Origin of the sequence: Rhodococcus sp. NCIMB 12038, from assembly GCF_002165735.1 — a bacterium.
Classification (GTDB): Bacteria; Actinomycetota; Actinomycetes; order Mycobacteriales; family Mycobacteriaceae; genus Rhodococcus_F.
The window spans coordinates 166,330-191,289 of record NZ_NHML01000017.1 but is presented as its reverse complement, the minus strand read 5'-3'; the positions used below and the strand labels follow the sequence as shown (position 1 = coordinate 191,289).

At 69.2% G+C, this 24,960-nt stretch carries 24 protein-coding genes and 1 pseudogene; 12 read left to right on the top strand and 13 right to left on the bottom strand.

Features of this window, described 5'->3' with window-relative positions; all coding sequences use genetic code 11:
- Positions 1 to 10: 10 nt before the first annotated feature.
- Positions 11 to 1,636 (top strand): MFS transporter, encoded by a 1,626-nt coding sequence (locus CA951_RS25975; RefSeq protein WP_087559563.1) that lies wholly within the window; start codon positions 11 to 13, stop codon positions 1,634 to 1,636.
- On the opposite strand, the gene CA951_RS25970 is transcribed toward CA951_RS25975, so the two are convergent.
- The 4 genes from CA951_RS25970 to hrcA all read right to left on the bottom strand — a co-directional run bounded on the left by CA951_RS25970 (position 1,610) and on the right by hrcA (position 5,426).
- Positions 1,610 to 2,371 carry a S9 family peptidase gene (locus tag CA951_RS25970; protein ID WP_087559562.1) on the bottom strand — a complete coding sequence of 254 codons (762 nt, stop codon included), beginning with the start codon at positions 2,369 to 2,371 and terminating at the stop codon, positions 1,610 to 1,612. The two genes, CA951_RS25975 and CA951_RS25970, sit on opposite strands and share 27 nt — an antisense overlap.
- Positions 2,372 to 2,377: 6 nt before the next feature.
- Positions 2,378 to 3,139, bottom strand: a complete 762-nt coding sequence (locus tag CA951_RS25965) for a 16S rRNA (uracil(1498)-N(3))-methyltransferase (RefSeq protein WP_087559561.1) — start codon at positions 3,137 to 3,139, stop codon at positions 2,378 to 2,380.
- A 2-nt stretch (positions 3,140 to 3,141) separates the two neighbouring features.
- Positions 3,142 to 4,293, bottom strand: a complete 1,152-nt coding sequence (dnaJ, locus tag CA951_RS25960) for a molecular chaperone DnaJ (RefSeq protein ID WP_087559560.1) — start codon at positions 4,291 to 4,293, stop codon at positions 3,142 to 3,144.
- A gap of 89 nt (positions 4,294 to 4,382) precedes the next feature.
- Complete coding sequence (hrcA, locus tag CA951_RS25955) at positions 4,383 to 5,426, bottom strand: heat-inducible transcriptional repressor HrcA (protein WP_072946667.1); 1,044 nt, start codon at positions 5,424 to 5,426, stop codon at positions 4,383 to 4,385.
- A 209-nt stretch (positions 5,427 to 5,635) separates the two neighbouring features.
- Between hrcA and CA951_RS25950 the strand changes: the two genes are divergently transcribed.
- Positions 5,636 to 5,953, top strand: a complete 318-nt coding sequence (locus tag CA951_RS25950) for a type II toxin-antitoxin system VapB family antitoxin (protein ID WP_005261240.1) — start codon at positions 5,636 to 5,638, stop codon at positions 5,951 to 5,953.
- Between the two features lie 12 nt (positions 5,954 to 5,965).
- Here CA951_RS25950 and hemW read toward each other — a convergent pair whose 3' ends face one another.
- Entirely contained in the window at positions 5,966 to 7,189 is a 1,224-nt protein-coding gene (hemW, locus tag CA951_RS25945) for a radical SAM family heme chaperone HemW (RefSeq protein ID WP_256974071.1), read from the bottom strand.
- 206 nt (positions 7,190 to 7,395) lie between these two features.
- Here hemW and CA951_RS45185 point away from each other — a divergent pair, with 206 nt between their 5' ends.
- From CA951_RS45185 to CA951_RS25915, 6 genes are all read left to right on the top strand, one after another.
- Positions 7,396 to 7,497: an Ms4527A family Cys-rich leader peptide gene (locus tag CA951_RS45185; protein WP_373414349.1), complete on the top strand. Its 102-nt coding sequence runs from the start codon at positions 7,396 to 7,398 to the stop codon at positions 7,495 to 7,497.
- A gap of 120 nt (positions 7,498 to 7,617) precedes the next feature.
- Positions 7,618 to 9,339 carry a nitrite/sulfite reductase gene (locus CA951_RS25935; protein ID WP_087559557.1) on the top strand — a complete coding sequence of 574 codons (1,722 nt, stop codon included), beginning with the start codon at positions 7,618 to 7,620 and terminating at the stop codon, positions 9,337 to 9,339.
- Positions 9,303 to 10,043 (top strand): phosphoadenylyl-sulfate reductase, encoded by a 741-nt coding sequence (locus CA951_RS25930; protein ID WP_087559556.1) that lies wholly within the window; start codon positions 9,303 to 9,305, stop codon positions 10,041 to 10,043. Before CA951_RS25935 ends, CA951_RS25930 begins: the two co-directional genes overlap by 37 nt.
- A complete protein-coding gene (gene cysD / locus CA951_RS25925; protein ID WP_087559555.1) occupies positions 10,040 to 10,993 on the top strand; it encodes a sulfate adenylyltransferase subunit CysD in 954 nt (317 codons plus the stop codon). Before CA951_RS25930 ends, cysD (CA951_RS25925) begins: the two co-directional genes overlap by 4 nt.
- Before the next feature lie 2 nt (positions 10,994 to 10,995).
- Positions 10,996 to 12,312 carry a sulfate adenylyltransferase subunit 1 gene (locus tag CA951_RS25920; protein WP_087559554.1) on the top strand — a complete coding sequence of 439 codons (1,317 nt, stop codon included), beginning with the start codon at positions 10,996 to 10,998 and terminating at the stop codon, positions 12,310 to 12,312.
- 4 nt (positions 12,313 to 12,316) lie between these two features.
- Positions 12,317 to 13,075: a sirohydrochlorin chelatase gene (locus tag CA951_RS25915; protein WP_087559553.1), complete on the top strand. Its 759-nt coding sequence runs from the start codon at positions 12,317 to 12,319 to the stop codon at positions 13,073 to 13,075.
- On the opposite strand, the gene CA951_RS25910 is transcribed toward CA951_RS25915, so the two are convergent.
- The 7 genes from CA951_RS25910 to CA951_RS43825 all read right to left on the bottom strand — a co-directional run bounded on the left by CA951_RS25910 (position 13,011) and on the right by CA951_RS43825 (position 19,296).
- Positions 13,011 to 14,060 (bottom strand): aminotransferase class I/II-fold pyridoxal phosphate-dependent enzyme, encoded by a 1,050-nt coding sequence (locus CA951_RS25910; protein WP_087559552.1) that lies wholly within the window; start codon positions 14,058 to 14,060, stop codon positions 13,011 to 13,013. The genes CA951_RS25915 and CA951_RS25910 overlap by 65 nt on opposite strands.
- A gap of 1 nt (position 14,061) precedes the next feature.
- Positions 14,062 to 15,084, bottom strand: a complete 1,023-nt coding sequence (locus CA951_RS25905) for a 3-oxoacyl-ACP synthase III family protein (protein WP_087559551.1) — start codon at positions 15,082 to 15,084, stop codon at positions 14,062 to 14,064.
- A 3-nt stretch (positions 15,085 to 15,087) separates the two neighbouring features.
- Complete coding sequence (locus tag CA951_RS25900) at positions 15,088 to 15,747, bottom strand: SRPBCC family protein (RefSeq protein ID WP_087559550.1); 660 nt, start codon at positions 15,745 to 15,747, stop codon at positions 15,088 to 15,090.
- Positions 15,747 to 17,456, bottom strand: a complete 1,710-nt coding sequence (locus CA951_RS25895) for a thiamine pyrophosphate-binding protein (protein WP_087559549.1) — start codon at positions 17,454 to 17,456, stop codon at positions 15,747 to 15,749. The genes CA951_RS25900 and CA951_RS25895 overlap by 1 nt, the downstream gene beginning before the upstream one ends.
- Before the next feature lie 186 nt (positions 17,457 to 17,642).
- Positions 17,643 to 18,398 (bottom strand): zf-HC2 domain-containing protein, encoded by a 756-nt coding sequence (locus tag CA951_RS25890; RefSeq protein ID WP_087559548.1) that lies wholly within the window; start codon positions 18,396 to 18,398, stop codon positions 17,643 to 17,645.
- On the bottom strand, positions 18,395 to 18,901 hold the full coding sequence (locus CA951_RS25885; RefSeq protein WP_087559547.1) for a sigma-70 family RNA polymerase sigma factor: 507 nt from the start codon (positions 18,899 to 18,901) through the stop codon (positions 18,395 to 18,397). The genes CA951_RS25890 and CA951_RS25885 overlap by 4 nt, the downstream gene beginning before the upstream one ends.
- A gap of 119 nt (positions 18,902 to 19,020) precedes the next feature.
- Entirely contained in the window at positions 19,021 to 19,296 is a 276-nt protein-coding gene (locus CA951_RS43825) for a hypothetical protein (RefSeq protein WP_373414358.1), read from the bottom strand.
- Between the two features lie 30 nt (positions 19,297 to 19,326).
- Between CA951_RS43825 and CA951_RS25875 the strand changes: the two genes are divergently transcribed.
- From CA951_RS25875 to cysC, 4 genes are all read left to right on the top strand, one after another.
- Positions 19,327 to 20,196, top strand: coding sequence for a universal stress protein (locus CA951_RS25875; RefSeq protein ID WP_087559546.1), 870 nt, complete (start codon positions 19,327 to 19,329; stop codon positions 20,194 to 20,196).
- 230 nt (positions 20,197 to 20,426) lie between these two features.
- Positions 20,427 to 21,230 (top strand): Stf0 family sulfotransferase, encoded by an 804-nt coding sequence (locus CA951_RS25870; protein WP_087559545.1) that lies wholly within the window; start codon positions 20,427 to 20,429, stop codon positions 21,228 to 21,230.
- Complete coding sequence (gene cysD / locus CA951_RS25865; protein ID WP_087559544.1) at positions 21,227 to 22,156, top strand: sulfate adenylyltransferase subunit CysD; 930 nt, start codon at positions 21,227 to 21,229, stop codon at positions 22,154 to 22,156. The genes CA951_RS25870 and cysD (CA951_RS25865) overlap by 4 nt, the downstream gene beginning before the upstream one ends.
- Complete coding sequence (gene cysC / locus CA951_RS25860) at positions 22,156 to 24,039, top strand: adenylyl-sulfate kinase (protein WP_087559543.1); 1,884 nt, start codon at positions 22,156 to 22,158, stop codon at positions 24,037 to 24,039. Before cysD (CA951_RS25865) ends, cysC begins: the two co-directional genes overlap by 1 nt.
- Here the strand turns inward: cysC and CA951_RS25855 are convergent.
- Positions 24,036 to 24,897, bottom strand: a pseudogene (locus CA951_RS25855) (Mur ligase family protein); the annotation flags it as partial. The gene cysC and the pseudogene CA951_RS25855 sit on opposite strands and share 4 nt — an antisense overlap.
- Positions 24,898 to 24,960: the final 63 nt, after the last annotated feature.

Below are 24,960 nucleotides of genomic sequence, written 5' to 3'. Positions count from 1 at the left end.
GAGCGTCGACATGACCACCGTGATGAACACACCGGTCTCCCGAATGGACGGGCCGTACTCCCGACGCTGGGCCGCGCTCGGCGTGCTCTGCCTGAGCCTGCTGATCGTCGTGATGGCCAACACCGCCCTGATCGTCGCGGCCCCCGACATGACCCGCGACCTCGCCCTGAGCAGCTCCGATCTGCAGTGGGTGATCGACGGCTACACCGTTCCCTACGCCGCGCTGATGCTCCTGTTCGGCGTGATCGGCGACAAGTACAGCCGGCGCGGCGCGCTACTCGCGGGACTGCTCGTGTTCGGCGCCGGCGCCGTCGTCGGCAGCCTCGCCGACACCACCACGGCCGTCGTCGCAGCACGCATGGTCATGGGCGTCGGAGCGGCGATCATCATGCCCGCCACACTGTCCCTCCTCGTGGCCACGTTCCCGCGGGCCGAACGGGCGCGGGCCATCGCCGCCTGGGCCGCGACGTCCGGGCTCGCCATCGCCCTCGGGCCGCTGCTCGCCGGCTGGCTGCTGGAGAGCCACTCGTGGAGCGCCACCTTCCTCGTCAACGTCCCGATCGCCGCCGTCGCGATGGTCGCGGCGCTGATGCTCGTGCCGCCGTCGAAGGCCGACGGCCGGGGTCCGATCGACTGGCTGGGCGGGCTGCTGTCGGTGACGACCATCGGGTCGCTCGTGTACGCGATCATCGACGGATTCCACTTCGGCTGGGGCGCAGGCGCTGTCGGCGCCGCGATCACCGCGGGGGTGGGTCTCGGACTGTTCGTCGTGTGGGAGTTACGCCATCCGCAGCCACTGCTCGACGTCCGCAGGCTGGGCAGGCGCGAGGTGGGTGGGTCCACCCTCGCCGTGCTGTTGCTGTTCCTCGCGGCGTTCGGGTCGATCTACTACATGTCGCAGGAATTCCAGTTCGTGCTGGGGCTCAGCCCTCTCGCCACCGGCGTCCACCTGCTGCCGCTCGCCGCAGCGGTGTCGGTCGGATCGTTGCTCAGCGGGCGCGTGAACCCGAGGCTCGGCACCCGGGTCACCGTCGTCACCGGCATGGTGATCGCGGCCGCGGGCGTGCTGCTGACGACGACCGTGGACGGCAGTTCGGACTACCTCGACTTCCTGGCCCCGCTGATCCTGCTCGGCGTCGGAATCGGCCTCAGCGTGTCCCCCGCCACGGACGCCATCATGGGCAACTTCCCCGAGAGCGACCTCGGCGCCGCGGGCGGCCTCAACGACACCGCGATCGAACTGGGCGGATCGCTCGGGATCGCGATCCTCGGCTCGGTCCTCGCATCGGCGTACAAGGACGACGTCGCCGGTTTCCTCGACACACTGCCCGTCGGTCAGCTGTCCGGGGAGCAGGCCGCGCAGGCCGCCCAGGCAGCGGACGTCGCGGGCGACTCGATCGGCGGAGCGTCGGTCGTGGCCGCGGAACTGGGCAGAAACCCGCTGTTCGCGTCGCAGTCCCAGGCGCTCCTCGACGCCGCGGGAACGGCGTTCGCGAACGCCGTCTCCCAGGCCGGCCTGGTCGGCGGACTCGCGCTGGGCATCGGCGCGGTGGTAGTGGCGCTCGTCCTGCCCGGACGCACGGTCACATCCGAATCCGGGGACCGCAGTTCAGAACTCGCCGTCGTCGGACAGTAGGGCGTCCCGCGAGATCTTCCAGCACTCGGTGTCGGGATTCAGGAACGCGTAGTGGTCTTCCCCGTCGACGACGTGCAGCGCGACGGGATCGCCTGCCGCCCGCGCCGCCTCGCTGTACCGGACGCTCACCTTCGCCGGAACCTGCGCGTCCTCGGTGCCGTGGATGCACACCACCGGCACCCCGGTGGGGATGCGGTGCAGCGGGGACGCGGCGCGGTACCGGTCCGGGTCCTCGTCGAACGGCACCCCGAGGAGGTCCTCGATATACCCGATCCGCCGGCCGCGTTCCCCCGCCGAGGCGAGGTCGAGGGCACCTGCCTGGGACACGACCCTGTCCGGCCGGACCGTCGTCTGCCGCTGACCGGCCAGCCACACCGCGAGTTGCCCGCCGGCCGAGTGACCGACGACCCGGACCTTCGAGAGGTCGAACGGGACCGGCGACCGCTCGGCGACCGGACCGGCGATCGCGTCGAGCGCGGCGAGGACGTCGGCGGACATCTCGTCCCACCGGCCGCCCGCACCGAGCCTGCGGTATTCGATGTTCCAGACGGCGACGCCGTGGCGTGCCAGGTCGACCGCGAAACTCGTGCCTAGGTTCAGGTGGTATTTCCCGCTCCAGAAACCGCCGTGAACGACCATCACCACCGGCACCGGGGTCGACACCGGTTCCTCGGGCGGATAGAAGTGCCCGAACTGCTGCGGTTCGGTTCCGTAGGCGATGCGAATGCGGTCCACGGACAGTCAGGCTAGCGGGGCCGCGCCCCAGCGGTCGGTGAGGACGCCGATGGCGCCCAGCGCGACGGCCGCGGCGGTCGAGGTCCGCAGGACGTGCGGTCCGAGCAGCACCGGCACGGCGCCCGCCTCGGACAGCGCGGTGATCTCGTCCTCGGAGATGCCTCCCTCGGGACCGACGACGAGCACGATCTCGGCCGCCGAACGCAGCGGAAGCTCGGCGAGGCCCTGCGTCGCCGCCTCGTGCAGCACGGCGACGACTCCGCCCCGGCCGACCACCGCACGGACGACGGCGAGCATCCCGGCGGTGCGGTGCAGATCCGACACCTCGGGCACGATCGCCCGCCGGGACTGCTTGGCGGCGGCGAGAGCCGCGCTACGCCAGCGAGCGACACCCTTCGCGACCTTCGGGCCCTCCCACCGCGCCACACACCGCGACGACTGCCACGGCACGATCGCGTCGACCCCGGCCTCGGTGGCCAGCTCGACCGCCAGCTCGGACCGCTCCGCCTTCGGAAGCGCCTGCACCACCGTCACACTCGGCGACGGCGCCGTCACCTGACGACGCTCGTGGACGGTGAGTTCGAGCCGGTCCTTACCGGCCGCCGTCACCTCGGTGTCGGCGAGACCACCCCGGCCGTCGGCCAGCACGATCCGCTCCCCCACACCGATCCGGCGCACCGTCGCGGCGTGCCTGCCCTCCGGGCCGTCCAGGACGGCGGTGCTCCCCACCTCGGGCAGCGGGTCGAGGAAGAAGACCGTCGCCGCCACGGTCAGCGACCGCTGAACGCTTCACGCAGGCGCGAGAACAATCCGCCGCTGTGCTGGGACCCGGTGGAGACGACCTCGGCGATGTCGCGGTCGCGCAGGTCCTTGAGTTCGCGGAGAAGCTTCGTCTCCTTGTGGTCGAGACGCGACGGAACCACGACCTCGAGGTGTGCGTGCACGTCGCCGCGGATACCGGACCGCAGCTTCGGCATGCCGTGCCCGCGCAGTACCGTCACCGACCCCGGCTGGGTGCCCGGCTCGATGGTGATCTCCTTGGGACCGTCGATGATCGTGTCGATCGTCACGGTCGTGCCGAGGGCGGCGTCGATCATCGGAACCCGGATCGTGCAGTGCAGGTCCTCGCCGTCGCGCACGAACACCTCGTGCGCCTGCTCGACGACCTCGACGTACAGGTCGCCCGCGGGTCCGCCGCCGGGACCGACCTCGCCCTGCGCGGCGAGACGGATCCGCATGCCGCCAGCGACGCCGGCGGGCACCTTCACCGTGATGTCGCGGCGGGCACGCACCCGGCCGTCGCCGCCGCACTTGTGGCACGGGTCGGGAATCGTCTCGCCCGCGCCGCGACAGGTGGGGCACGGCCGGGACGTCATGACCTGACCGAGGAACGAACGCTGCACCGACTGGACCTCGCCCGCGCCGCCACACGTCTCACAGCGCACCGGCTTGGAGTCGCCGTTGGTGCCCGAACCGGTGCAGCTGTCGCACAGGATCGCTGTCTCGACGGTGACGTGCTTGCTGACACCGGTCGCGCACTCCGCCAGCGTGAGCTTGGTGCGCAGCAGTGAATCGGCGCCCGGCTGGACACGGCCGCGCGGCCCGCGGCCCGCACCGCCTCCGCCGCCGAAGAACGCTTCGAACACGTCGCCGAGGCCACCACCGAAACCGCCGCCGAAGCCGGCACCGCCTCCGCCGCCGCCCGAGGAGAGAGGGTCGCCGCCGAGGTCGACGATGCGGCGCTTCTCCGGATCCGACAGCACCTCATAGGCCGTCGAGATGTCCCGGAACCGGGCCTGCGCCGCCTCGTCGGGGTTCACGTCCGGATGCAGTTCCCTCGCCAGCTTGCGGTACGCGCGCTTGAGCTCCTGATCGGTCGCCTTCTGATCGACGCCGAGCGTTGCGTAGTAATCCCGTGCCACGTTGAGTCTCTCGTCCTTCTCTACTTCGTTATCTCGCCACTAGTACCTGTGCGCGCTGTCTACGCGCGGCGCTGTCGCCGGGCCGGCCGTCACCGCTCGGCGAGCACCTGGCCGATGTATCTCGCAACGGCTGCCACCGACGCGATTGTTCCCGGATAGTCCATCCGGGTAGGTCCGAGCACGCCCATTCCGCCGAGCACGGTGCCCGCCGCACCGTAGCCGGTCGAGATGACGGAGGTGCCGCGCATCTGCTCCACCTGGGTTTCCTCCCCGATCCGGACCGTCACCGTGCCCGCGTCCTGGGTGGCGGCCAGCAGCTTGAGCACCACCACCTGCTCCTCGAGCGCCTCGAGGACCGCGCGCAGCGAACCGGGGAATCCGCTGATTCCCGTGAAATCGGCCGCGTTGCGGGTCAGGTTCGCGGTGCCGCCGAGGACGAGGCGCTCCTCGGGGTGCTCGACGAGCGTTTCCACGAGCACGGTGGCCGAACGGATGACGGCGTCGCGCAGATCTTCGGGGGCCTCGTCGGCCAGTTCCGACACGGCGATGGACGCCGCCGCGAGCCGTTTGCCGTCGAGGGCTCCGCCGAGCAGTCCACGCAGCCGCGCCAGGTCCTCGTCGTCGAGGACGTCGCCGAGTTCGACGATGCGCTGATCCACTCGGCCCGAATCGGTGATGAGCACCAGCAGCAGCCGGGCGGGGGTCAGCGCGACCACCTCGAGGTGGCGGACGGACGACGCCGAGAGTGTGGGATATTGCACAACCGCGACCTGGCGTGTGAGTTGCGCGAGCAGGCGCACACCGCGCCGGAGGACGTCGTCCAGGTCGACGCCGGACTCGAGGAAATCGAGGATCGCGCGACGCTCCGCCGTCGACAGCGGCTTCACGTCGGCGATGCGGTCGACGAACTGCCGGTATCCCTTGTCGGTGGGGACACGGCCCGAACTCGTGTGCGGCTGGGCGATGTAGCCCTCGCTCTCGAGGAACGCCATGTCGTTACGCACCGTCGCACTGGAAACACCCAGATTGTGCCGCTCGACCAGCGCCTTCGATCCCACCGGCTCCTGGGTCGAGACGTAGTCGGCGACGATGGCGCGGAGAACCTCGAACCGTCTGTCGTCCGTACTCGACATCGCCGTCCACCTCCAATTCTCGATCGTCACGAGCAGCGACGTCACCGAACCTTCGTTCGGGTCGGCCGTCACATCCCCTGAGCTACGCGCAGATGCGCGTGCGTCTCGGCTCGGTCCAGTCTAATCGTCGCGTCGCCGATACCGGTTCAGGCCTTACTGTGGTGGGCGGAGACGAGCAGAGGCAACCACCACGGGCGGATGACGAGGCGATGATTTTCAAAGGTGTCATGGACGGCAAGCCGTACCCGGACCACGGGTTGTCGCTGCGCGACTGGTCCAAGATCCCGCCGCGGCAGGTGCGGCTCGACGAGATCGTCACCACGACCAAGGTTCTCGAACTCGACCGGCTGCTGTCGGAGGACTCGACATTCTACGGCGACCTGTTCCCGCACGCCGTGCAGTGGCACGGGGTGCTCTACCTCGAGGACGGGTTGCACCGGGCGGTGCGCTCGGCGCTGCGGAACCGCGTCGTGCTGCACGCCCGCGTGTTCGACTACGACGAGATGCCCGGCATCGTCACGGCCTGAGACGGAAGCGTCTCAGCGCAGCACCGTCCGGACCACGGCGTCGGCGAGGAGCCGACCGCGGTCGGTCAGCACCAGGTGCTCCCCCGCACGCACCAGCAGTCCGTCGGCGACCACCGTCTCGGCCGCGCGCTGCTCCGCGTCGTCCAGTTCCGCCACGGGAAGTCCCGTGCGCAGCCGCGCCGTCAGCATGACCCGCTCGACGTGGACGTCCTCCTCCGTCAGTTGCTCGCTGCCACCGACCGGCAGGCTTCCCGCCGCCAACTGGTCCGCGTAGCGCGCCGGATGCTTGACGTTCCACCAGCGCACACCGCCGACGTGGCTGTGCGCGCCCGGCCCGGCGCCCCACCAGTCGCCGCCGTCCCAGTAGCCCAGATTGTGCAGGCAGGCCGCGTCCTCGCGCGCCCAGTTCGACACCTCGTACCAGGTCAGGCCCGCCTCCGCGAGCCGGGCGTCGATCCGCTCGTACCGCGACGCGAGCACGTCGTCGTCGGGGGCGGGCAGTTCCCCGCGGCGCACCTTCCGCGCCAGGGCGGTGCCGTCCTCGACGATCAGCGCGTACGCGGACACGTGGTCGACGCCCGCCGAGAGCACCGCGTCGAGCGACAGGTCGAGGTCCTCGTCGCGCTCCCCCGGCGTTCCATAGATGAGGTCGAGATTGACGTGCCCGAACCCGGCGGACCGCGCCTCCAGCGCCGCCGCCACCGCACGCCCCGGCGTGTGGGTGCGGTCGAGGACCTTCAGCACGTGCTGCGCCGCCGACTGCATGCCCAGCGAGATCCGCGTGAATCCGCCCGCGAGCAATCGGTCGAAGAACTCCGGCGACGTGGACTCCGGATTCGACTCGGTGGTCACCTCGGCGCCGTCCGCGAGCCCGAAACTCGAGCGGACCGCGCCGAGGACGTCCGCCAGGCCGTCGCCGCCGAGAAGGGACGGCGTGCCGCCGCCGACGAACACCGTGTCGACTGCCGGAGCGCCCGTCATCTGCGCGGCCAGGTCGAGTTCGCGGCGCAAACCCTCCATCCACGACTGCGGCGACGCCGACGTCCCCAGCTCACCGGCCGTGTACGTGTTGAAATCGCAGTATCCGCAGCGTGTGGCACAGAAAGGCACATGCACGTAGATCCCGAACGGACGGCTGCCCACACCCGCCAGCGCACTCTCGGGCAGCGCGAATGCCGCCGCCTCACCCCGACCGACCGTGGTAGTACTCAATCCGCTCACCCCACCAGTGTCCATGGTCGGCTCGCCTCCGTGTCCATGGTCGGCTCGCCTCCGTGTCCATGGCCGGCTCGCCTCCGTGTCCATGGCCGGCTCGCCTCCGTGTCCATGGCCGGCTCCCCACCGGTGACCACCCCACCGTCAACGGCCCCTCGTCGTGATATTTCCCGCAAAAATGGTGGAAATCGGTGCCCGGCTCTGCGTGAGCGATCTGACGTGGCACAATGGTCTGCATGACCGGACCCGGAGTGCGACTTGTGGCGCGTCGCCACGTCGATCTCAAGCGTGTCTGCAGCTGTTGTTGTCTGCCCTGTCTCGCGCAGTAATTCAGCCTGTCAGCCCGTTCATCTTTCTTCTCGACTTCCGGCCGGATTCGAATGCCCCGAGCGAGGATCAGCCCTCCTCCTCGGCCTCAGCCGGTGCATCTTGAGATTCAGGAGTGCTCCATGACGTCGACCACCGACGCCTCCCCCGCTGCCGCCCAGGCAGCACCCGCGCGCACGCGCACGGCAAAGCCGGCCCGGCGTCGCGCCGAAGGCCAGTGGGCCCTCGGCTACCGCGAGCCCCTCAATGCCAACGAGCAGGCCAAGAAGGACGACAACCCGCTCAACGTCCGGGCACGCATCGAGAACATCTACTCGAAGCAGGGCTTCGACAGCATCGACAAGGGCGACCTGCGGGGCCGCATGCGCTGGTGGGGTCTCTACACCCAGCGCGAGCAGGGCTACGACGGCACGTTCACCGGCGACGAGAACATCGACCTGCTCGAAGCCAGGTACTTCATGATGCGAGTCCGCTGCGACGCCGGCGCCCTGAACGTCGAGCAGTTGCGGACCATCGCCGGGATCTCCACCGAGTTCGCCCGCGACACCGCCGACCTCTCGGACCGAGAGAACGTCCAGTACCACTGGATCGAGGTCGAGAACGTCCCCGAGATCTGGAAGCGCCTCGAAGGCGTCGGCCTCAAGACCACGGAAGCGTGCGGCGACTGCCCCCGCGTCGTCCTCGGTTCACCGCTGGCAGGCGAATCGCTGTCCGAGGTCCTCGACCCGACTCCCGCGATCGACGAGATCGTCCGCCGCTACATCGGCAAGCCCGAGTACTCCAACCTGCCGCGCAAGTTCAAGACCGCGATCTCCGGCCAGCAGGACGTGGTGCACGAGATCAACGACGTCGCGTTCGTCGGCGTCAACCATCCCGAGCACGGTCCCGGCCTCGACCTGTGGGTCGGCGGCGGCCTGTCCACCAACCCGATGCTGGCGCAGCGCGTCGGCGTCTGGGTGCCGCTCGACGAGGTTCCCGACGTGTGGGAGGCCGTCGTGTCGATCTTCCGCGACTACGGCTACCGCCGGCTGCGGAACAAGGCTCGCCTGAAGTTCCTGGTGAAGGATTGGGGCATCGAGCGGTTCCGCGAGGTCCTCGAGACCGAGTACCTGAAGCGCAAGCTCATCGACGGCCCCGCGCCGGAGAAGCCCACCCGGCCGATCGACCACGTCGGTGTGCAGAAGACCCGCAACGGCCTCAACGCCGTCGGGGTCGCCCCCATCGCGGGTCGCGTGTCGGGCACGATCCTGGCCAAGGTCGCGGACGCCGCCGAGCGTGCGGGCAGCGACAAGATCCGCTTCACGCCGTACCAGAAGCTGATCATCCTCGACGTCGCCGACGACAAGCTCGAGCAGCTGATCGCCGACCTGGACGAGCTGGGCCTGCCCGCGCGTCCGTCGCACTGGCGCAAGAACCTGATGGCCTGCTCGGGCATCGAGTTCTGCAAGCTGTCGTTCGCGGAGACGCGGAAGCGCTCGCAGGTGCTCGTTCCCGAGCTCGAGCAGCGGCTCGCCGACATCAACGCGCAGCTCGACGTGCCGATCACGATCAACATCAACGGCTGCCCCAACTCCTGCGCCCGCTCGCAGGTCGCGGACATCGGGTTCAAGGGAATGCTCGTCGACGACGGCGAGGGCAACCAGGTGGAGGGCTTCCAGGTCCACCTCGGCGGCAGCCTCGGATTCGATTCGGCCTTCGGCCGGAAGCTTCGCCAGCACAAGGTCACCAGCGCCGAACTCGGTGACTACATCGATCGCGTCGTCCGGCACTTCGTGAAGCACCGCAACGAGGGTGAACGCTTCGCGGAATGGGTCGTGCGCGCAGACGAAGGAGACTTGCGTTGAATCTCGCCACAGCCACACAGGAGGACCTCCGGCTCCTTGCCGCGCAGGGGGCGGCAAGTCTCGAAGGCGCCTCCGCGCGGGAATTGTTGCAGTGGACGGAGGACACGTTCGGCAGCGACTACATCGTCGCGTCGAATATGCAGGACGGTGTGCTCGTTCACCTCGCCGCCCAGATTCATCCCGGCGTGGACGTGCTGTTCCTCGACACCGGCTACCACTTCGCGGAGACCATCGGCACCCGTGACGCCGTCGAGCAGGTCTACGGCGTCAACGTGATCAACGCGCGGGCCGAGGCGAGTGTCGCCGAACAGGACGCGGCGGAGGGCAAGGATCTGTTCGCCCGCGAACCCAACCGGTGCTGCGCGCTGCGGAAGGTCGCCCCGCTGAAGAAGACGCTCGCAGGCTACAAGGCGTGGGTCACCGGCATCCGCCGGGTCGAGGCCCCCACCCGCGCCAACGCCCCCCTGATCTCGTTCGACGACGCGTTCGGTCTGGTGAAGATCAATCCGATCGCCGCGTGGTCCGACGAAGACATGCAGTCCTACATCGACGAGCACTCGATTCTGGTGAATCCTCTCGTCGACGAGGGCTATCCGTCCATCGGGTGCGCTCCGTGCACCAGCAAGCCAGCCCCCGGCAGCGATCCGCGCAGCGGCCGCTGGGCCGGTCAGGCCAAGACAGAATGCGGGTTGCACGCCTCATGACCATCGACATCTCCACTTCCCTCGCAGAAGCCGCCGCCCGGCCGCAGTTGGACGGAACGCAGTTCGACACGCTCGACGCACTCGAGTCGGAAGCGATCCACATCTTCCGCGAGGTCGCGGGCGAGTTCGAACGCCCCGTGATCCTGTTCTCCGGCGGCAAGGACTCCACGGTGCTGCTGCACCTGGCGATCAAGGCGTTCTGGCCTGCACCGCTGCCGTTCGCGCTGCTGCACGTCGACACGGGCCACAACCTGCAGGAAGTCCTCGACTTCCGCGATCACGTCGTGTCCAAGTACAACCTGCGCCTGCACGTCGCGAAGGTCGAGGACTACCTCGCCGACGGCCGGCTCACCGAGCGTCCCGACGGGATCCGGAACCCGCTGCAGACGGTTCCCCTGCTCGACGCGATCTCCGAGAACCGTTTCGACGCGGTCTTCGGTGGCGCTCGCCGCGACGAGGAGCGGGCCCGGGCCAAGGAGCGCATCTTCTCGCTGCGCAACAGTTTCGGCCAATGGGATCCGAAGAAGCAGCGCCCTGAACTGTGGAACCTGTACAACGGCAAGCACTCCCCCGGCGAGCAGGTCCGCGTCTTCCCGCTCAGCAACTTCACCGAACTCGACATCTGGCGGTACATCGCCCGCGACGACGTCGAACTGGCCAGCATCTACTACGCGCACCAGCGCGAGGTGTACCAGCGCGACGGCATGTGGATGACGCCCGGCGTGTGGGGCGGACCGTCCGAGGGTGAAGACCTGCAGACGCTGTCGGTGCGGTACCGCACCGTCGGCGACGGGTCCACCACCGGCGCAGTTCTTTCCGAGGCCGGCGACAACGAGGCGATCCTCGCCGAGGTCGCAGCGTCCCGGCTGACCGAGCGCGGCGCGACCCGCGGCGACGACCGAGTTTCCGAAGCGGCCATGGAAGACCGCAAGCGAGAGGGCTATTTCTGATCATGAGCGACCTCCATGTGCGTAGCCCGCGAAGCACGCAGTTACTTCGGCTTGCCACCGCCGGCAGTGTGGACGACGGCAAGTCGACTCTCGTCGGCCGTCTGCTGTACGACACGAAATCGGTTCTCGCCGATCAGATCGACGCCGTCACCCGGGCGTCGGTGGACAAGGGCCTGTCCACCCCCGACCTGTCGCTGCTGGTCGACGGCCTGCGCGCGGAGCGTGAACAGGGCATCACGATCGACGTGGCGTACCGGTACTTCGCGACGCCGCGCCGCTCGTTCGTCCTCGCCGACACTCCCGGGCACGTGCAGTACACCCGGAACACGGTGTCGGGTGCGTCCACCGCGCAGATGGTGATCCTGCTGGTCGACGCCCGCAAGGGTGTCATCTCGCAGACGCGGAAGCACGCCGCCGTTCTCGCGCTGCTGGGTGTCCCCAAGCTGGTGTTGGCCGTCAACAAGATCGACCTCGTCGAGGACCCGGCCACCGTGTTCGCGACCATTTCGGCGGAGTTCAACTCGCTGACCAGTTCCCTCGGCTGGGCGTCCGAGGACGTCGTCGAGATCCCGGTGTCGGCCCTGCACGGCGACAACGTCGCGGTGCGTTCGGAGAACACCCCGTACTACGACGGCCCCACCCTCATCGAGCACCTCGAGTCGGTGCCGGTCGACGCCGAACCCCACCGGGTCGGTCTCCGCTTCCCCGTCCAGTACGTGATCCGCCCGCGGACCGCCGAGTTCCCCGACTACCGCGGGTACGCCGGACAGATCGCCGCCGGTGAGGTGACGCCGGGCGACGAGGTCGTGATCCTGCCGTCGGGTGTCCGCACCACGGTCACCCGCATCGACACGGCGGACGGCGAACTCGACAGCGCCCACGCCGGCCGCAGCGTCACTCTCGTGCTCGCCGACGACGTCGACGTCTCCCGCGGTGACGTCATCGCCTCTCCCGCCGACGCCCCGGAGCCGCTCGGCGAGTTCGACGCGACCGTCTGCTGGCTGGCCGAGAAGCCGCTGCGTCCCGGTGCCCGCCTGCTGCTCAAGCACGGCACCCGCACCACGCAGGCCATCGTGGGCACGCTCGTCGAGCGTTTCAACGAGCAGGAACTCACGTCGGAGCCCAGCCCGGAGTCGCTGGAGCTCAACGAGATCGGCAAGATCTCGGTGCGTGTCGCCGAGCCGATCGTCGCCGACGACTACACCGTGAACCGCCACACCGGCAGCTTCCTGCTGATCGATCCGGCCGGCGGCAACACGCTCGCGGCCGGCCTCGTCGGGGACGCCATCGCAGCGGTGGAGCTCGGCGAGCGCGTCTAGTGCGATGACTCCGCTGATCGCTGTCGCTCACGGCAGTCGCGACCCCCGCAGTGCGCGGGTGGTGGCGGCTGCCGTGTCGGCGCTTCGGGAGCGGCGCCCGGATCTCGACGTCCGGTTGTGCTTCCTCGACCTCAACGCGCCGTCCGTGGACCAGGTGATCGATGCGGTCGCCGCCGAGGGGCATTCCTCCGCCGTGGTGGTGCCGATGCTGCTGGGCAGCGCGTTCCACGCCCGCGTCGACCTTCCGGCACTCCTGGACGCGGCCCGCCTCCGTCACCCCCACCTGCACGTCCGGCAGGCCGACGTTCTCGGGCACGATGCCCGGTTGGTCGCGGCGGTCCGTGACCGGATCGGCGAAGCCGTCGGTGCGACCGGCGACGAGTCCGGACTCGGGATCGTCCTCGCCGCGGTCGGTTCTTCCGACCCGGAGGCCAACGACCGCACGCGCGCGCTGGCCGGGCCGGTCGTCGCGGGCACCCGATGGTCGGGCGCGGTCACGTGCTTCGCCACCGCGGCGGAACCGACGGTGCAGCAGTCTATTTCGACGCTGCGGCAGGGCGGCGCCGAGCGCATCGTGATCGCACCATGGTTCCTCGCGCCGGGACTGCTCACGGACCGGTTGAGCCGCGCCGCGGAATCCTGCGGGCCCGGCATCATCTACGCGGCCACCATCGGACCGCACACCCGACTGCTCGACGTCATGCTCGACCGCTACTCGCAGTCGCACACGGAACTGCAGCGCTTCCGCGCACTGTCGGCCTGAGCGCGTCGATCACCGCACGCCCGGCGTCCGGGTTCCCGACCGCGATCCGCACGTCACCACTGGGATACGTCCGCGCGTGGACGCCGGCACGGGCGAGTGCGTCACCGACACCCGATCCGGGGACGTACAGGAAGTTGGCGTGACTGCGCGGGACCGGAATTCCCGCCGCCCGCAACGTGCGCCACAGTTCCTCGCGTTCGGCGACGATCGCGGACACCCGGGTGCGGAGTTCGTGTTCGGCGGCGTACGACGCCGTGACCGCGGGAACGGCGGCGCTGCCCATCCCGAACGGCAGTTGCAGCGTTCGAATCCTCCGGGCCAGAACCGCATCCGCGAAGCCGAATCCGATCCGCAACCCGGCCAGACCGTACGCCTTGGAGAACGTGCGCAGGAACACGACGTTCGGATGTTCGACGAGAATGCGGTGCGCGTCCAGGACCAGTCGGTGGTGAACGAACTCCACGTACGCCTCGTCGAGAACGACGACCACCCGCTCCGGTACCCGCCGGAGGAAGTCCTCCAATTCGGTGGCGTCGACGAGGGTTCCGGTGGGGTTGTGCGGGCGGCACACGACGACGAGCCGGGTGCGGTCGTCGATCGCGGCCGCCATCGCCGCCAGATCCTGCCCGCCGTCCGGGAGTATCGGTACCGGCACCGCGCCCAGGGCCGCGATCCTCGCGAGGATCGGGTACCCATCGAATGTCGGGGCGGTGAACACGATCCGCTCCCCCGGCCCCGCGACGGAGCGCATGATCTGCAGGGCGACGCCGGTGGCGCCCTCGCCCACCACCACCTGATCGGCGTCGAGCCCTTCGTGATCGGCGATGACCCCCACCAACCGGTCGGGCAGGAACTCCGGATACCGATGCGCCTGCATCATCACACCGTCGAGCGCGGCGAGCACGGAAGGCAGTGGGGCGAAGGGGTTCTCGCTCAGCGCGAGATCGTATCTCACGCCGGGCCCGGCAAGGGTCGGCGCCGTCATCTCACACCCCCACCGGGGCGGCGCCCCATCGGATGGCCCCGGCCCCGGCGAAGTCGCCCGCGTGCGCGAAGGCGGACATCATCACCAGCGAACCGTTGGGGATCCGGCCCGCCCGGTTCTCGAGGTCGAGGGTGACGGGGATCGCGGCGCCGAACAGGTTCCCGCATTCGTCGAACGTGTCGGGATGTCGTTCCGGCGGTAGCTCGAGTGCGTCCCGCCAGTTGCGGAGGAACAGCCGGTTGGGCTGGTTGGTGACCAGGGTGTCGATCTCGTCCGGGGTGATGCCGATCTGCTTGCACACCGCGAGCGCAACCTCGGGGACCAGCCGGTTCCCGCGGGCGAAGACCTTCGCGATCTTCGTTTCGGTGAACCCGATGTGCAATTGGCCGGTTCCCGCCTCCCAGTACTTGCGCGGCGGATCGACGGCGGCCGTCATGTCCCCGGCGAACTCGGGGTAGGTCCGGCACTCGAGCCCGAGCACCGGCGCGGCCTCCGATTTCACCAGCAGGCACGCGCCGGCGCCGTCACCCGGCACCGCCGACTGCGCCAGCACGCGCACGTCCGACTGCGTGAAGATCTGGCCTGCACTGTTCTGCACCGACACGATCAGGGCGGTCGACGCGTCACCGGTCTGCATGATCTGGCGCGCCAGCTTGATCATGTACACGAACGACGCGCAGCCCCCGTTGTGCAGGTCCACCACCCAGTCCGGGGTGATCCCCAGCCGGCGCGCGAGTTCTCCGCCGGTGCCCAGGACCGGGACGTCCGGCAGCTGGGTGTGGGTGATGAGGACGTCCACGTTGGAGACGAGTTCGGAGCCGTTCCGTTCGATCAGCGGGGCGACCGCGCGTTCGGCCATGTCGACGGCGTTCTCGTCGCTCGCGATGTGGTGGCGGAATTTCGGCGCGCGGAACATGATGTTCGCGGCGAGCCGGTCGGAGTCGGCGAATCGGGCGAAATAGTCTGCTCCCACCCGGTTCTCGGGCAGGTAGCCGGCGATGTCGATCAGGCTGACGGTGTCCATGTCTCACTCACTCATCCAGGTCGGGGTCACGGGCAGGTCGTTCGACCATCGGTATTCGCAGATCGCCTTGAGATTGCTCATCTCGAGCTGGTGTCCGGCGGAGAACATCTCCCAGAAGTCACCCACCCACGGAACCCGGTCGGCGGGAGCGGTCTCGGGGTAGGGATTCTCGTCGTAGAACGGGTGGTGGCAGTTGGTCCACAGCACGACGGATCCGTCGACGTCGAGGACCGTGCGCGCGTCCACCACCCGCATCAGGTACACCATCCACAGGTGTTTCCCCTGGTCCCAGGCGCAGTGATAGTCGACGGTCATCGCGGCGGGGTGTGCGACGGTGCGGGTGTAGATTTCGGTCGTGTCGCCGAGCCGGTCGTACGCGAGCCACAGCCCGGGTTCTCCTGCGGGGGTGAATCCCCGCAGGCTGTACGTCCATTCCGCGAGGCTCCGGGTGTGCGAAAGGTAGCGGAACACCTCGTCCGGCGGGCAGTCGATGTAGTCCTGGACGGTGCAGTACTTTCCGAACACCTGGTCGTGCGGGTACACCGACCTCAGCATGTCCATGATGATCGGTGTCGTCGCGTGACGGTCGGAGGTCTCGATGCGGACGAGGCCGGGCAGGTCGGCGGGAAGGTCGGGCAGCGGTGCGATCTCGTGGGCGGTCATCAGCGTGCTCCTTCTCGGGGTTCGGATTTTTCGGCTGGAACGGGGGCGGTCAGGAACGGCAGGAACGGCGGCAGTTCGTCGGCGTCGCAGACGACCTCGATGACGGCGGGCCCCGTCGACTCCGCCGTGGACCGCAGAGCGTGGGCGAGATCGGCGTGGGTGTCGACCGTGTGGGACGGCAGCCCGGGGAACAGCGCGCCGACCCCGGCCCCGATGCGTGCGGGACGGAACCGGCTGTAGGTGTACGTGCCCTCGAAATACACCTGTTCGCGCGTGAGGCACATCGCGTGGGCGTTGTTGTTGAACACGACGAACGTGACCGGCACGCCGTACTCGACGGCCGTGTGGATCTCGAGTCCGTGCGCGTAGAACGCGCCGTCGCCCGCGATCACGAACGTGCGGCGGCCCCGTGAGAACGCGGAACCGATCGCGGCGCCGAAGGTGTAGCCCATCCCGCCCATTCCCAGCGCGACCACGAACCGCCCTCCCCTCGCGACCGGAAGGTGATGCACCACAGCGGCACCCGTGTTCCCGGCGTCCGCGAACACGTCGGCGCCGTCGGGCAGCGCTGCGGCGAGCGCCTTCACCGCGTCCGTGTAGTGCAGGCCCGACGTGTCCGATCGAGGCACGTCGATCGGGGTCGGATCGCTGTGCGCGACGGGTACCGGTGTTGCGGCGGGTCCGATGTCGGTGACGAGCCCGCGTAGCGTCGCCCGCAGATCCCGGGTCGGGACGTGCCGGGCCTGCACGTACGGCGTCGCCGACCCGACGCTGTACACCAGCGTCTTCTCCAGCACGGTGTCGAGCCCTCCCCGCGCCATCACCGGCAATCGGGTGCCGACGAGCAAGCAGAGGTCGCAATCCTGCAGTGCGTCGATCACATCCGGGTTCCCCATCGCGCCGGTGATCCCGAGTTGTCCCGGTACCGCCGGGTCGAGCACGTCCTTCGCGTCGGGTGTGACGGCGACCCGCGCCCCGAGCACGTGCACGAGTTCTGCGAGTTCCTCTCGCGCGCCTGCCCGCGCGACCTCGTCGCCTGCGATGACGGTGATGCGGCCGTAGTCGTCGCGCAGTGCCTCGGCGAGCCGCGTGACGTCGGTGGTGGAAATGCGCTGTGCGGCCGAGTCCGTTCGGGGTGGTTCCGGGAACTCGCCGACCGCCCGCTGAATGTCTTTCGGCAGCAGCAGTACTGCCGGTCCCCCGCGCCGCGCCGCCGCAAGCGCCTCGGCCAGTTGTCGGTCGAGGTCGAGCGGCGATTCGACGCGCGCACAGTACAGCGACACCTCGCCGAACAACCGGGACGCATCGATCGACCCCGCCAGTCCGCTCGTGTCCTGGAACGCGCCCGACCCTTCGAGCGACGTCGGCGGTTGCCCGATCAACGCCAGCAGCGGTACCCGGGACGCGAATGCCTCACCGAGCCCGGCGATCACATTGAGCGCACCACCGCCCGACGTCGCGGCGACCACACCGGTCCGGTTCGAGGTTCTGGCATATCCGTCAGCCATGGTCGTCGCCGAGAACTCGTGTTTGGCGACGACACCCTCGACGTCCGGGGAGCGGTGCAGCGCGTCGTACAGGTCCTCGATGTTCGCGCCTCCCACACCGAAGACGTGCTCGACGCCCTCGGCCGCCAGCGCCGCGACGATGTAGTCGGCGACACGCATGCTCCGACCGGTTTTCCGTGGCTCGTGATGTGTGAGATTCATCGGCAGACCCCCGTGTCGTGGATCGGATGGGGCGACCTGTGATCACCCACTGGATATACACACGAACCACGTACCGGCCGGGTTCACCGGTGGCAGAACATTTTTCCCGAAACGGTCGTGACGGAGGCGACACGGCGGCCCTGCGTGCAGGGAGTACGGAAACTGGGCCGACTCCCTGCGGCCCGTTCACAACGCTGTGGTCAGCAATACCTGATGGTCGTCGTCGGATCGCACGTCGATGCTCGCGATCGCGTCGAGGGGCAGGCTGGTGGTGGCCGTGGGCCGCACCGTCTGCCCGGCTTCCCCGGTCCAGGTGGCCACGGTGGTGACCACTCCGGAGCGATCGGTCACGGTGAGCGCGTACCCCTCGGTGTCGGCGCCGTAGCGTCCGTCGCCGGGCCACGTGTCCTCGTAGGAGCACTCGACGAAGATCACCGTGCCCCAGGACGTCGACACGACGGACGCGCTCGCTGTGATCGTCGTCGGAACCACGGGCGCGAACACCGCCTCGGTTGTGTTCGCACGGTCCGGGACGGGCAGCGCCGTGACGGGTGCGGCCGGTGTCCGGTCCTGGGTCGCCAGCACCCCGACGGGGACGGCCACGGCGATCACGGCGGCCGCCGCTGCGAGGGCCGTCGCCGCGCGCCGGTGACGTCGGCGCCGCTGCACCGTGCCCACCAGCCCGGTCAGCACGCGTGGTGCGGGCATCTCCTCGTCTGCGGGCGCACCGTCGGACAGCGTGCCGAACGCTTCTTCCGGTGTGATCAGGGCCAGCAGTCCGGGCATGCCCGCCAATTCGGACACGGCCTGCGAGCACTGTGCGCAGTGGGCGAGGTGGGCCTCGTACTCGCGCCGATCGGCGCCGGACATGGCACCGAGCACGTAGGCGGCGTCCCAGCGGACGTAGGGATCGTCGTGCGACTCGAAGTCGTCGAGCGTCATCGGGTCACCCCCATTTCCTGCAGAGCCAATCGAAGTGCCCGCAATCCGTAATGCATGCGGGATTTCACCGTTCCCTCGGGTATCCCGAGTTCGTCGGCGATCTGGTGGGTCGACATACCCCGGTAGTAGCCGAGCACGAGGACCGCACGGTGGTCGGCGCTGACCCGGGCCAGCGCATCCCCCATCATCCAGGCGTCGAGTGCGCCGTCCGAACCGTCCGGGGCGGCCCGTTCGGGTGTCGTACTCATCCCGACCTCACGCTGGGAGCGGGCACTGCGGTGCTCGTCGAACACGAGGTTCCTGGCGACCGTGAACAACCACGCCCGAGCCGAAGACTCCGACTGGTCGAGCACGTTCGGGTGCTTCCAGGCGCGCAGCAGTACCTCCTGCACGATGTCCTCGGCGCGGGCGCGGTCGCCGGTCAGCCGGAGCGCATACCGCCACACGGCGGGGGCATGTTCCTCGTACAGGGCGTGCATGAGCTCCGTCTGGGCATCCGGCATCGGTCACCACCTCCCAGCAGTACACACGGTTCACGCGCGCCTCCGGTTCACCACACCACGAAACGAGAGGAAAGCCCAGGTGAACCGGGGTCTCGGCGACCGAAACCCCTTGGCCCGCATCAGGCTGTGTTCAGTGCCACGGCTGCGTGGACGAGCGCCTGGAACGCCTTCGCGTCGACCGTGTCGCCCTCGTGGAAGTCGATGGCGCGCCGGGTGTTGCCCTCGAGGACCCCTCGCCACTTCCACTCCTCGACCACGTCGGGGTCGGCCTGCGTGACAAGAGCCCGGGTTCGTCTTCGCTCGCCGGTCTCCCGAGTATTCCCGGGGACCACGTCGATCGCACCGGTATCGGCCGCCTGCCGATTTACCTCTGGCGCGTCGCCGCCGTCCTGGATCAAACTGGAATGGAGGTGAGGAGCACCCCCATGAGCACAGCACGGATTCGACGCGGCATCGTGGCAGGTATCGACGGATCGGACGGCGCACTGGAGGCGGCGGCGTGGGCTGCGTCCGCCGCGCGGCGCTTCGAGGAGCCGCTGCGCCTCGTCCACGTGTTACCGAAGCATCCGAATTCGGGGGGTGGCGCGGACGGGCACCCGGACGGCGAGGAGGTCCTCGCGGCCGCCGAGCGCGCCGTACTGAACGGGCAGCAGGACTTGGAGGTGGAGCGCAGTACCCATCCCGGTCCACCCGCCCACGCTTTGGTGGAACTGTCCAAGACGGCCCGGATGCTGGTTCTGGGGCCCGCGGCCACGAGTGAGATGAAATCCGTGGTCGCCGGTTCCGACGTGGTCCGGGTGTCGAATCGGGCCGAGTGCCCCGTCGTCGTCTGGCGCGGCATCCAGGGCCACGAGGTCAGCGAGACGCGTCCCGTCGTGGTCGGTGTGGACGGAAGCGAACTGAGCGACATGGCGGTGGCCCATGCGTTCGAGTTCGCGGCGTTCTTCGGCGCTCCCCTCGTGGCAGTGCACACGTGGGCCGAGCATTCCACCCTCGGTGCGTGGTATTCGGAGGAACGCCGCTTCACCGACTGGTCCGACCTGGTGCAGCACGAGGAGGCGTGGCTCGCCGAGAGCCTCGCCGGGTGGCGCGAGAAGTATCCCGATGTCGAGGTCACACGCTGCCTCGAACGCGGTGGGCCGATGAAGGTGCTCCTCGAGTACTCCTTCGGCGCGCAATTGATCGCCGTCGGCAGTCACGGCAGAAATCCGTTCACCGCCTCGATCGTGGGTTCGACGAGCCAGAGCCTCATCCACCACGCCCGGTGCCCGGTTCTCATCTGTCGAAAAGGCTGACCGCGGGTTTCGATCAGCCTGATTCATATTCGCCCGTCGCGCGACAATTCCGCCGGCGACGAGCACCCCGCTTGCAACTGCTCGAAAACCGCCCTGAACTGGCGCTTTTCACCCTGCCATGCGCCCTGAATTTTCCCCGATCATCGGTAGTAAAAAAGCAAGTGTTTCGATCACGCTAATTCGATTTCCTCCCGATTTCGGCACCGAATTTCGCCCTTATAGTTTCCGGCATGTCGGAGCCACGCTCATATCTCGTCTGCGCGTCGCAGCGCAGCGGCAGCACGCTGCTCGTCGAATCCCTCCGTGCCACGACCGTGGCAGGCAACCCGGAGGAGTTCTTCCAATACCTGCCGTCCACCAGTCGGTCACCGCAGCCACGGCAGTGGTTCGAGTCGGTCACCGACGAGACGGTGCTCTCCCTGCTCGCCCCGCTCGAACCGGGAACCGCCGACACCCGCACCGCGGAGCAGTGGCGCGATCAACTGCTCAACCTCGGACGCACCCCCAACGGCGTGTGGGGCGGCAAGCTGATGTGGAACCAGGTGCCGCTCGTCCTCGATCGCGCCGCCGGACTCCCGGACCGCTCCGGCGACGACCTCCGGTCCGCTCTGGACGACATCCTGGACCGCGACCTCGTCTTCATCCACGTCTTCCGGCGTGACGTCGTCGCGCAGGCGGTGTCGATGTGGCGGGCGGTGCAGACCCAGGTCTGGCGCGACGACGCCACCCCGCCCGCCCCGCACGACGGCGCCGAATACCACGCGGACGGCATCGCCCATCTCGTCCGCATTCTCCGCGATCAGGATGTGCAGTGGCGCAACTGGTTCGAGACGGAGGACCTCGACCACATCGACATCAGCTTCGACGATCTCGTCGCGGCCCCGCAGGCGACGGCGGCGAAGGTGCTCGTCGAACTCGGCCTCGATGCCGATCTCGCGCCCCCTCCGCCGCTGAAACGGCAGAGCGACGGCCGCTCCAAGGAGTGGGTCGAGCGATACCGGTCCGAGGCCGCCGCGAACGGACTTCCGCTGTGACCGTCGCACCGTCCGCCGACACGGACGCACACGTCGACGAACTCCGCGCGCTGGAGGCGGAGGCCGTGCACATCATCCGCGAGGTGGTCGCGGAACTCGAGCGACCGGTGCTGCTGTTCTCGGCAGGCAAGGATTCGATCGTGTTGCTGAGGCTGGCGGAGAAGGCGTTCCGGCCGTCCCCGTTGCCGTTTCCCGTCCTGCACGTCGACACCGGGCACAACTTCCCCGAGGTGATCGACTTCCGCGATCGACGGCTCGCCGAGGACGGTCACCGTCTGATCGTCGCGTCGGTGCAGGAGTCGATCGACAAGGGCCGCGTCACCGAAACGGGTGGTCCCGGCACGTCCCGGAACCGGCTGCAGACCCGGACCCTGCTCGACGCCCTGGAGGAGCACCGCTTCGACGCCGCCTTCGGTGGTGCGCGCCGGGACGAGGAACGCGCCCGCGCGAAGGAGCGGGTGCTCAGCTTCCGCGACGAGTTCGGGCAGTGGGATCCGCGTTCGCAGCGCCCCGAGCCGTGGTCGCTGTACAACGGGCGGATCCGCCGCGGCGAGCAGGTCCGGGTGTTCCCGCTCAGCAACTGGACCGAACTCGACATCTGGCGCTACATCGAACTCGAAAAGCTCGCACTGCCGTCGATCTACTTCGCCCACGAACGGCAGGTGTTCGAGCGCGACGGCATCCTGCTCGGACTGTCCGAGTACACGCTGCCCACCGAAAACGAACTGGTGCAACGACTCCGGGTGCGGTACCGCACCGTCGGGGACCTCACCATCACCGGCGCCGTGCGTTCGGACGCCGACGACGTCGCCGGCGTGATCGAGGAGATCGCCGCGGCCACGGTCTCCGAACGCGGGGAAACCCGGGCCGACGACAGGACTTCCGTTGCCGCGATGGAAGACCGCAAGCGCGAGGGGTACTTCTGATGACCACCACAGGCCGGCCTCGCCAATTGCTGCGACTCGCCACCGCGGGCAGCGTCGACGACGGGAAGAGCACCCTCATCGGCCGCCTCCTCCACGACACCGGAAGCCTGCCCACCGATCATCTCGAGGCGGTGACGAACGCCGACGGTGAGGCGGATCTCGCCGCCCTCTCCGACGGACTGCGGGCCGAACGCGAGCAGGGCATCACCATCGACGTCGCCTACCGCTTCTTCTCGACGCCGACGCGGAGTTTCGTCCTCGCCGACACGCCGGGGCACGAACGGTACACCCGCAACATGTTCACCGGTGCGTCGAACACCCACGTGGCCGTGCTGCTCGTCGACGCGCGGACGGGCGTGCTCCGGCAGACCCGGCGCCACGCCCGGATCGCCGACCTCCTCGGCGTCCCGCACCTGGTCGCGGTGGTCAACAAGATCGACCTCGTCGACTTCGACGAGACCCGGTTCAAGGAAGTCGAATCCGAACTCGGCCTGCTCGCGCAACGCCTCGGCGGCCGCGACGTCACGGTGATCCCGGTGTCCGCCACCCGGGGAGACAACGTGGTCACGCGGTCGGATTCGACACCCTGGTACACCGGGCCCACGCTCCTCGAGTACCTCGAGGCGGTGGAACTCGCCGCGCCGTCGGCCGTCGCATCCGAACTCCGACTTCCCATCCAGTGGGTCGCGCGTCCCACGGACCACCAGCGGCGCCGCTACACCGGCCGGCTGTCGGCGGGCACCCTGTCCGTCGGGGACGAAGTGCTGGTGCTGCCTGCCGGTTCCCGCAGCACGGTCACCGCCCTCGACACCCTCGATCCGCACCGGGCCGTCGCGGTCGCGCCGCTGTCGGTGTCGTTCGAACTCGCCGACGACGTCGACGTCGCCCGCGGCGACCTCGTGGTGAGTGCGGCCACCGATGCGACCGCACCCGTCCCGGCCCGCGAAATCGACGCGACCGTGTGCTGGCTGAGCGAGACGCCGCTGCGGGCGGGCGACCGGGTGGCACTCAAGCACACCAGCCGCACCGTGCGCGCCACGGTGCAGGAGTTGCACACCCGGCTCGACCCGGAAACCCTCGAAGAACACGATTCCCCCAGCGAACTCGCCCTCAACGACATCGGCCGGATCACGCTCCGGACGAGCACCGTGGTGCTCGCCGACCCCTACGCCATTAATCGCGACGCCGGCGCGTTCATCCTCATCGACGAGCAGAGCAACGACACCGTCGGCGCCGGAACCGTCAGCGCCACCCGGGAAGTGGTTCCCGGCGAGCAGACCCGGAACGACATCAAATGGCACCCGTCGTCGCTGAGGCGGGATCGGCGCTGGTCCGCGACCGGGCAGCGGGGTGCCACCATCTGGCTCACCGGGCTGCCCGCGTCCGGGAAGTCGACCGTCGCGGTCGCGCTCGAACGGACGCTCGTCGACGCAGGCCGGACCGCCTACCTCCTCGACGGCGACAACGTCCGGCACGGCATCTCGGACGACCTGGGGTTCTCACCCGGTGACCGGGCCGAGAACATCCGCCGCGTCGGTCACCTCACCCGGTTGTTCGCCGACGCCGGGGTGGTCGCCATCGCGTCGATGGTCTCGCCGCTCCGCTCGGACCGCGCGATCGCCCGCGCCCTGAACGAGGCCGCGGACCTGCCGTTCCTCGAGATTCACGTCAGCACCCCGGTCTCCGAGTGCGAGCGACGCGACCCCAAAGGGCTCTACGCCCGGGCGCGCGCGGGCGAACTCCGCGGCCTCACCGGGATCGACGCCCCGTACGAGGCGCCCGAGAACCCGGACCTCGCCTTCGACACCACCGGCGCCGACCTCGACGACCTGGTCGCCCGGATTCTCACCGAACTCGCTCGGCACGAGGGGCTGCGGGCCTAGCTCAGGCGGAGCAGTGCCTCGTGGAGCGCGATCCGGTCGTCGAACACACGCCGGCGCGGACCGTACGCCTGGACCCCGTCGTGCCCACGTCCTGCGATCACCACGACATCGCCCGGTGCGGCGAGCGTGACCGCCGCCTCGGCGCGGTCGGGGACGACCAGTACGTCCGCATTGCCGCCGCTGCGCACTCCGCACGCGACGTCCTCCCGCAGGCGCTACGCGTCCTCGGAGTACGGGCTCTCGTCGGTGACGATAACGATGTCGGCGAAACGGGCCGCCGTCGCGCCGAGCGGGGCGCGCTTGCCGGGGTCGCGCTCACCGGTCGCCCCGACGACGGCGATGACCCGGCCGGCTGACCCGCGTCCACGGCCTCCAGGCGTCCCGGGATGGTGTCGAGGTTCTCGATCCCCGCGATCGCCGTGTCGAGGTCCACGCCCCGGACGGCCAGGGCCGAGGTCGCGGCGAGCGCGTTGTCCACCTGGTGCACGCCGAGCAACCGGAGCCGCACCGATTCCCGGTCCCCGGCGCCGTGCAGCGTGAACGTCGTGCCGCCCTCGTCCGCGCGCACACGAGACGCGTGGATGTCGGCCACCGTCGTCCTCGACGAGAACGTCAGCCGGGGCACGGTGACGGTGGCGGCGAGACGGCGTCCGAATTCGTCGTCGATGCCGATGGCCGCGGCCGCGCAGTGCCGGGGGTCGAACAATCTCGCCTTCGCCGCGAAGTACGCGTCCATGTCGGGGTGAGGTCCAGATGGTCGCGGGCGAGATTCGTGAACACCCCCACCCGGAAGGACGTCCCGTCGATCCGGTGCAGAGCGAGACCGTAGCTCGACGCCTCCATCGCGACGGCGCCGACTGGCGTGCAGGTCACGGCGACGGAAACGCGATCATCCACCCGCGGCGCCCTGCGTCTCGACGC

Coding starts and splice junctions, on each gene's coding strand:
- CA951_RS25975 (WP_087559563.1), top strand. CDS start 11: ATGACCACCGTGATGAACACACCGGTCTCCCGAATGGACGGGCCGTAC.
- hrcA (WP_072946667.1), bottom strand. CDS start 5,426: ATGTCGAGTACGGACGACAGACGGTTCGAGGTTCTCCGCGCCATCGTC.
- CA951_RS25950 (WP_005261240.1), top strand. CDS start 5,636: ATGATTTTCAAAGGTGTCATGGACGGCAAGCCGTACCCGGACCACGGG.
- hemW (WP_256974071.1), bottom strand. CDS start 7,189: ATGGACACTGGTGGGGTGAGCGGATTGAGTACTACCACGGTCGGTCGG.
- CA951_RS45185 (WP_373414349.1), top strand. CDS start 7,396: ATGGTCTGCATGACCGGACCCGGAGTGCGACTTGTGGCGCGTCGCCAC.
- CA951_RS25935 (WP_087559557.1), top strand. CDS start 7,618: ATGACGTCGACCACCGACGCCTCCCCCGCTGCCGCCCAGGCAGCACCC.
- CA951_RS25930 (WP_087559556.1), top strand. CDS start 9,303: ATGGGTCGTGCGCGCAGACGAAGGAGACTTGCGTTGAATCTCGCCACA.
- cysD (WP_087559555.1), top strand. CDS start 10,040: ATGACCATCGACATCTCCACTTCCCTCGCAGAAGCCGCCGCCCGGCCG.
- CA951_RS25920 (WP_087559554.1), top strand. CDS start 10,996: ATGAGCGACCTCCATGTGCGTAGCCCGCGAAGCACGCAGTTACTTCGG.
- CA951_RS25915 (WP_087559553.1), top strand. CDS start 12,317: ATGACTCCGCTGATCGCTGTCGCTCACGGCAGTCGCGACCCCCGCAGT.
- CA951_RS25910 (WP_087559552.1), bottom strand. CDS start 14,060: ATGACGGCGCCGACCCTTGCCGGGCCCGGCGTGAGATACGATCTCGCG.
- CA951_RS25905 (WP_087559551.1), bottom strand. CDS start 15,084: ATGGACACCGTCAGCCTGATCGACATCGCCGGCTACCTGCCCGAGAAC.
- CA951_RS25900 (WP_087559550.1), bottom strand. CDS start 15,747: ATGACCGCCCACGAGATCGCACCGCTGCCCGACCTTCCCGCCGACCTG.
- CA951_RS25895 (WP_087559549.1), bottom strand. CDS start 17,456: ATGAATCTCACACATCACGAGCCACGGAAAACCGGTCGGAGCATGCGT.
- CA951_RS25890 (WP_087559548.1), bottom strand. CDS start 18,398: ATGACGCTCGACGACTTCGAGTCGCACGACGATCCCTACGTCCGCTGG.
- CA951_RS25885 (WP_087559547.1), bottom strand. CDS start 18,901: ATGCCGGATGCCCAGACGGAGCTCATGCACGCCCTGTACGAGGAACAT.
- CA951_RS25875 (WP_087559546.1), top strand. CDS start 19,327: ATGAGCACAGCACGGATTCGACGCGGCATCGTGGCAGGTATCGACGGA.
- CA951_RS25870 (WP_087559545.1), top strand. CDS start 20,427: ATGTCGGAGCCACGCTCATATCTCGTCTGCGCGTCGCAGCGCAGCGGC.
- cysC (WP_087559543.1), top strand. CDS start 22,156: ATGACCACCACAGGCCGGCCTCGCCAATTGCTGCGACTCGCCACCGCG.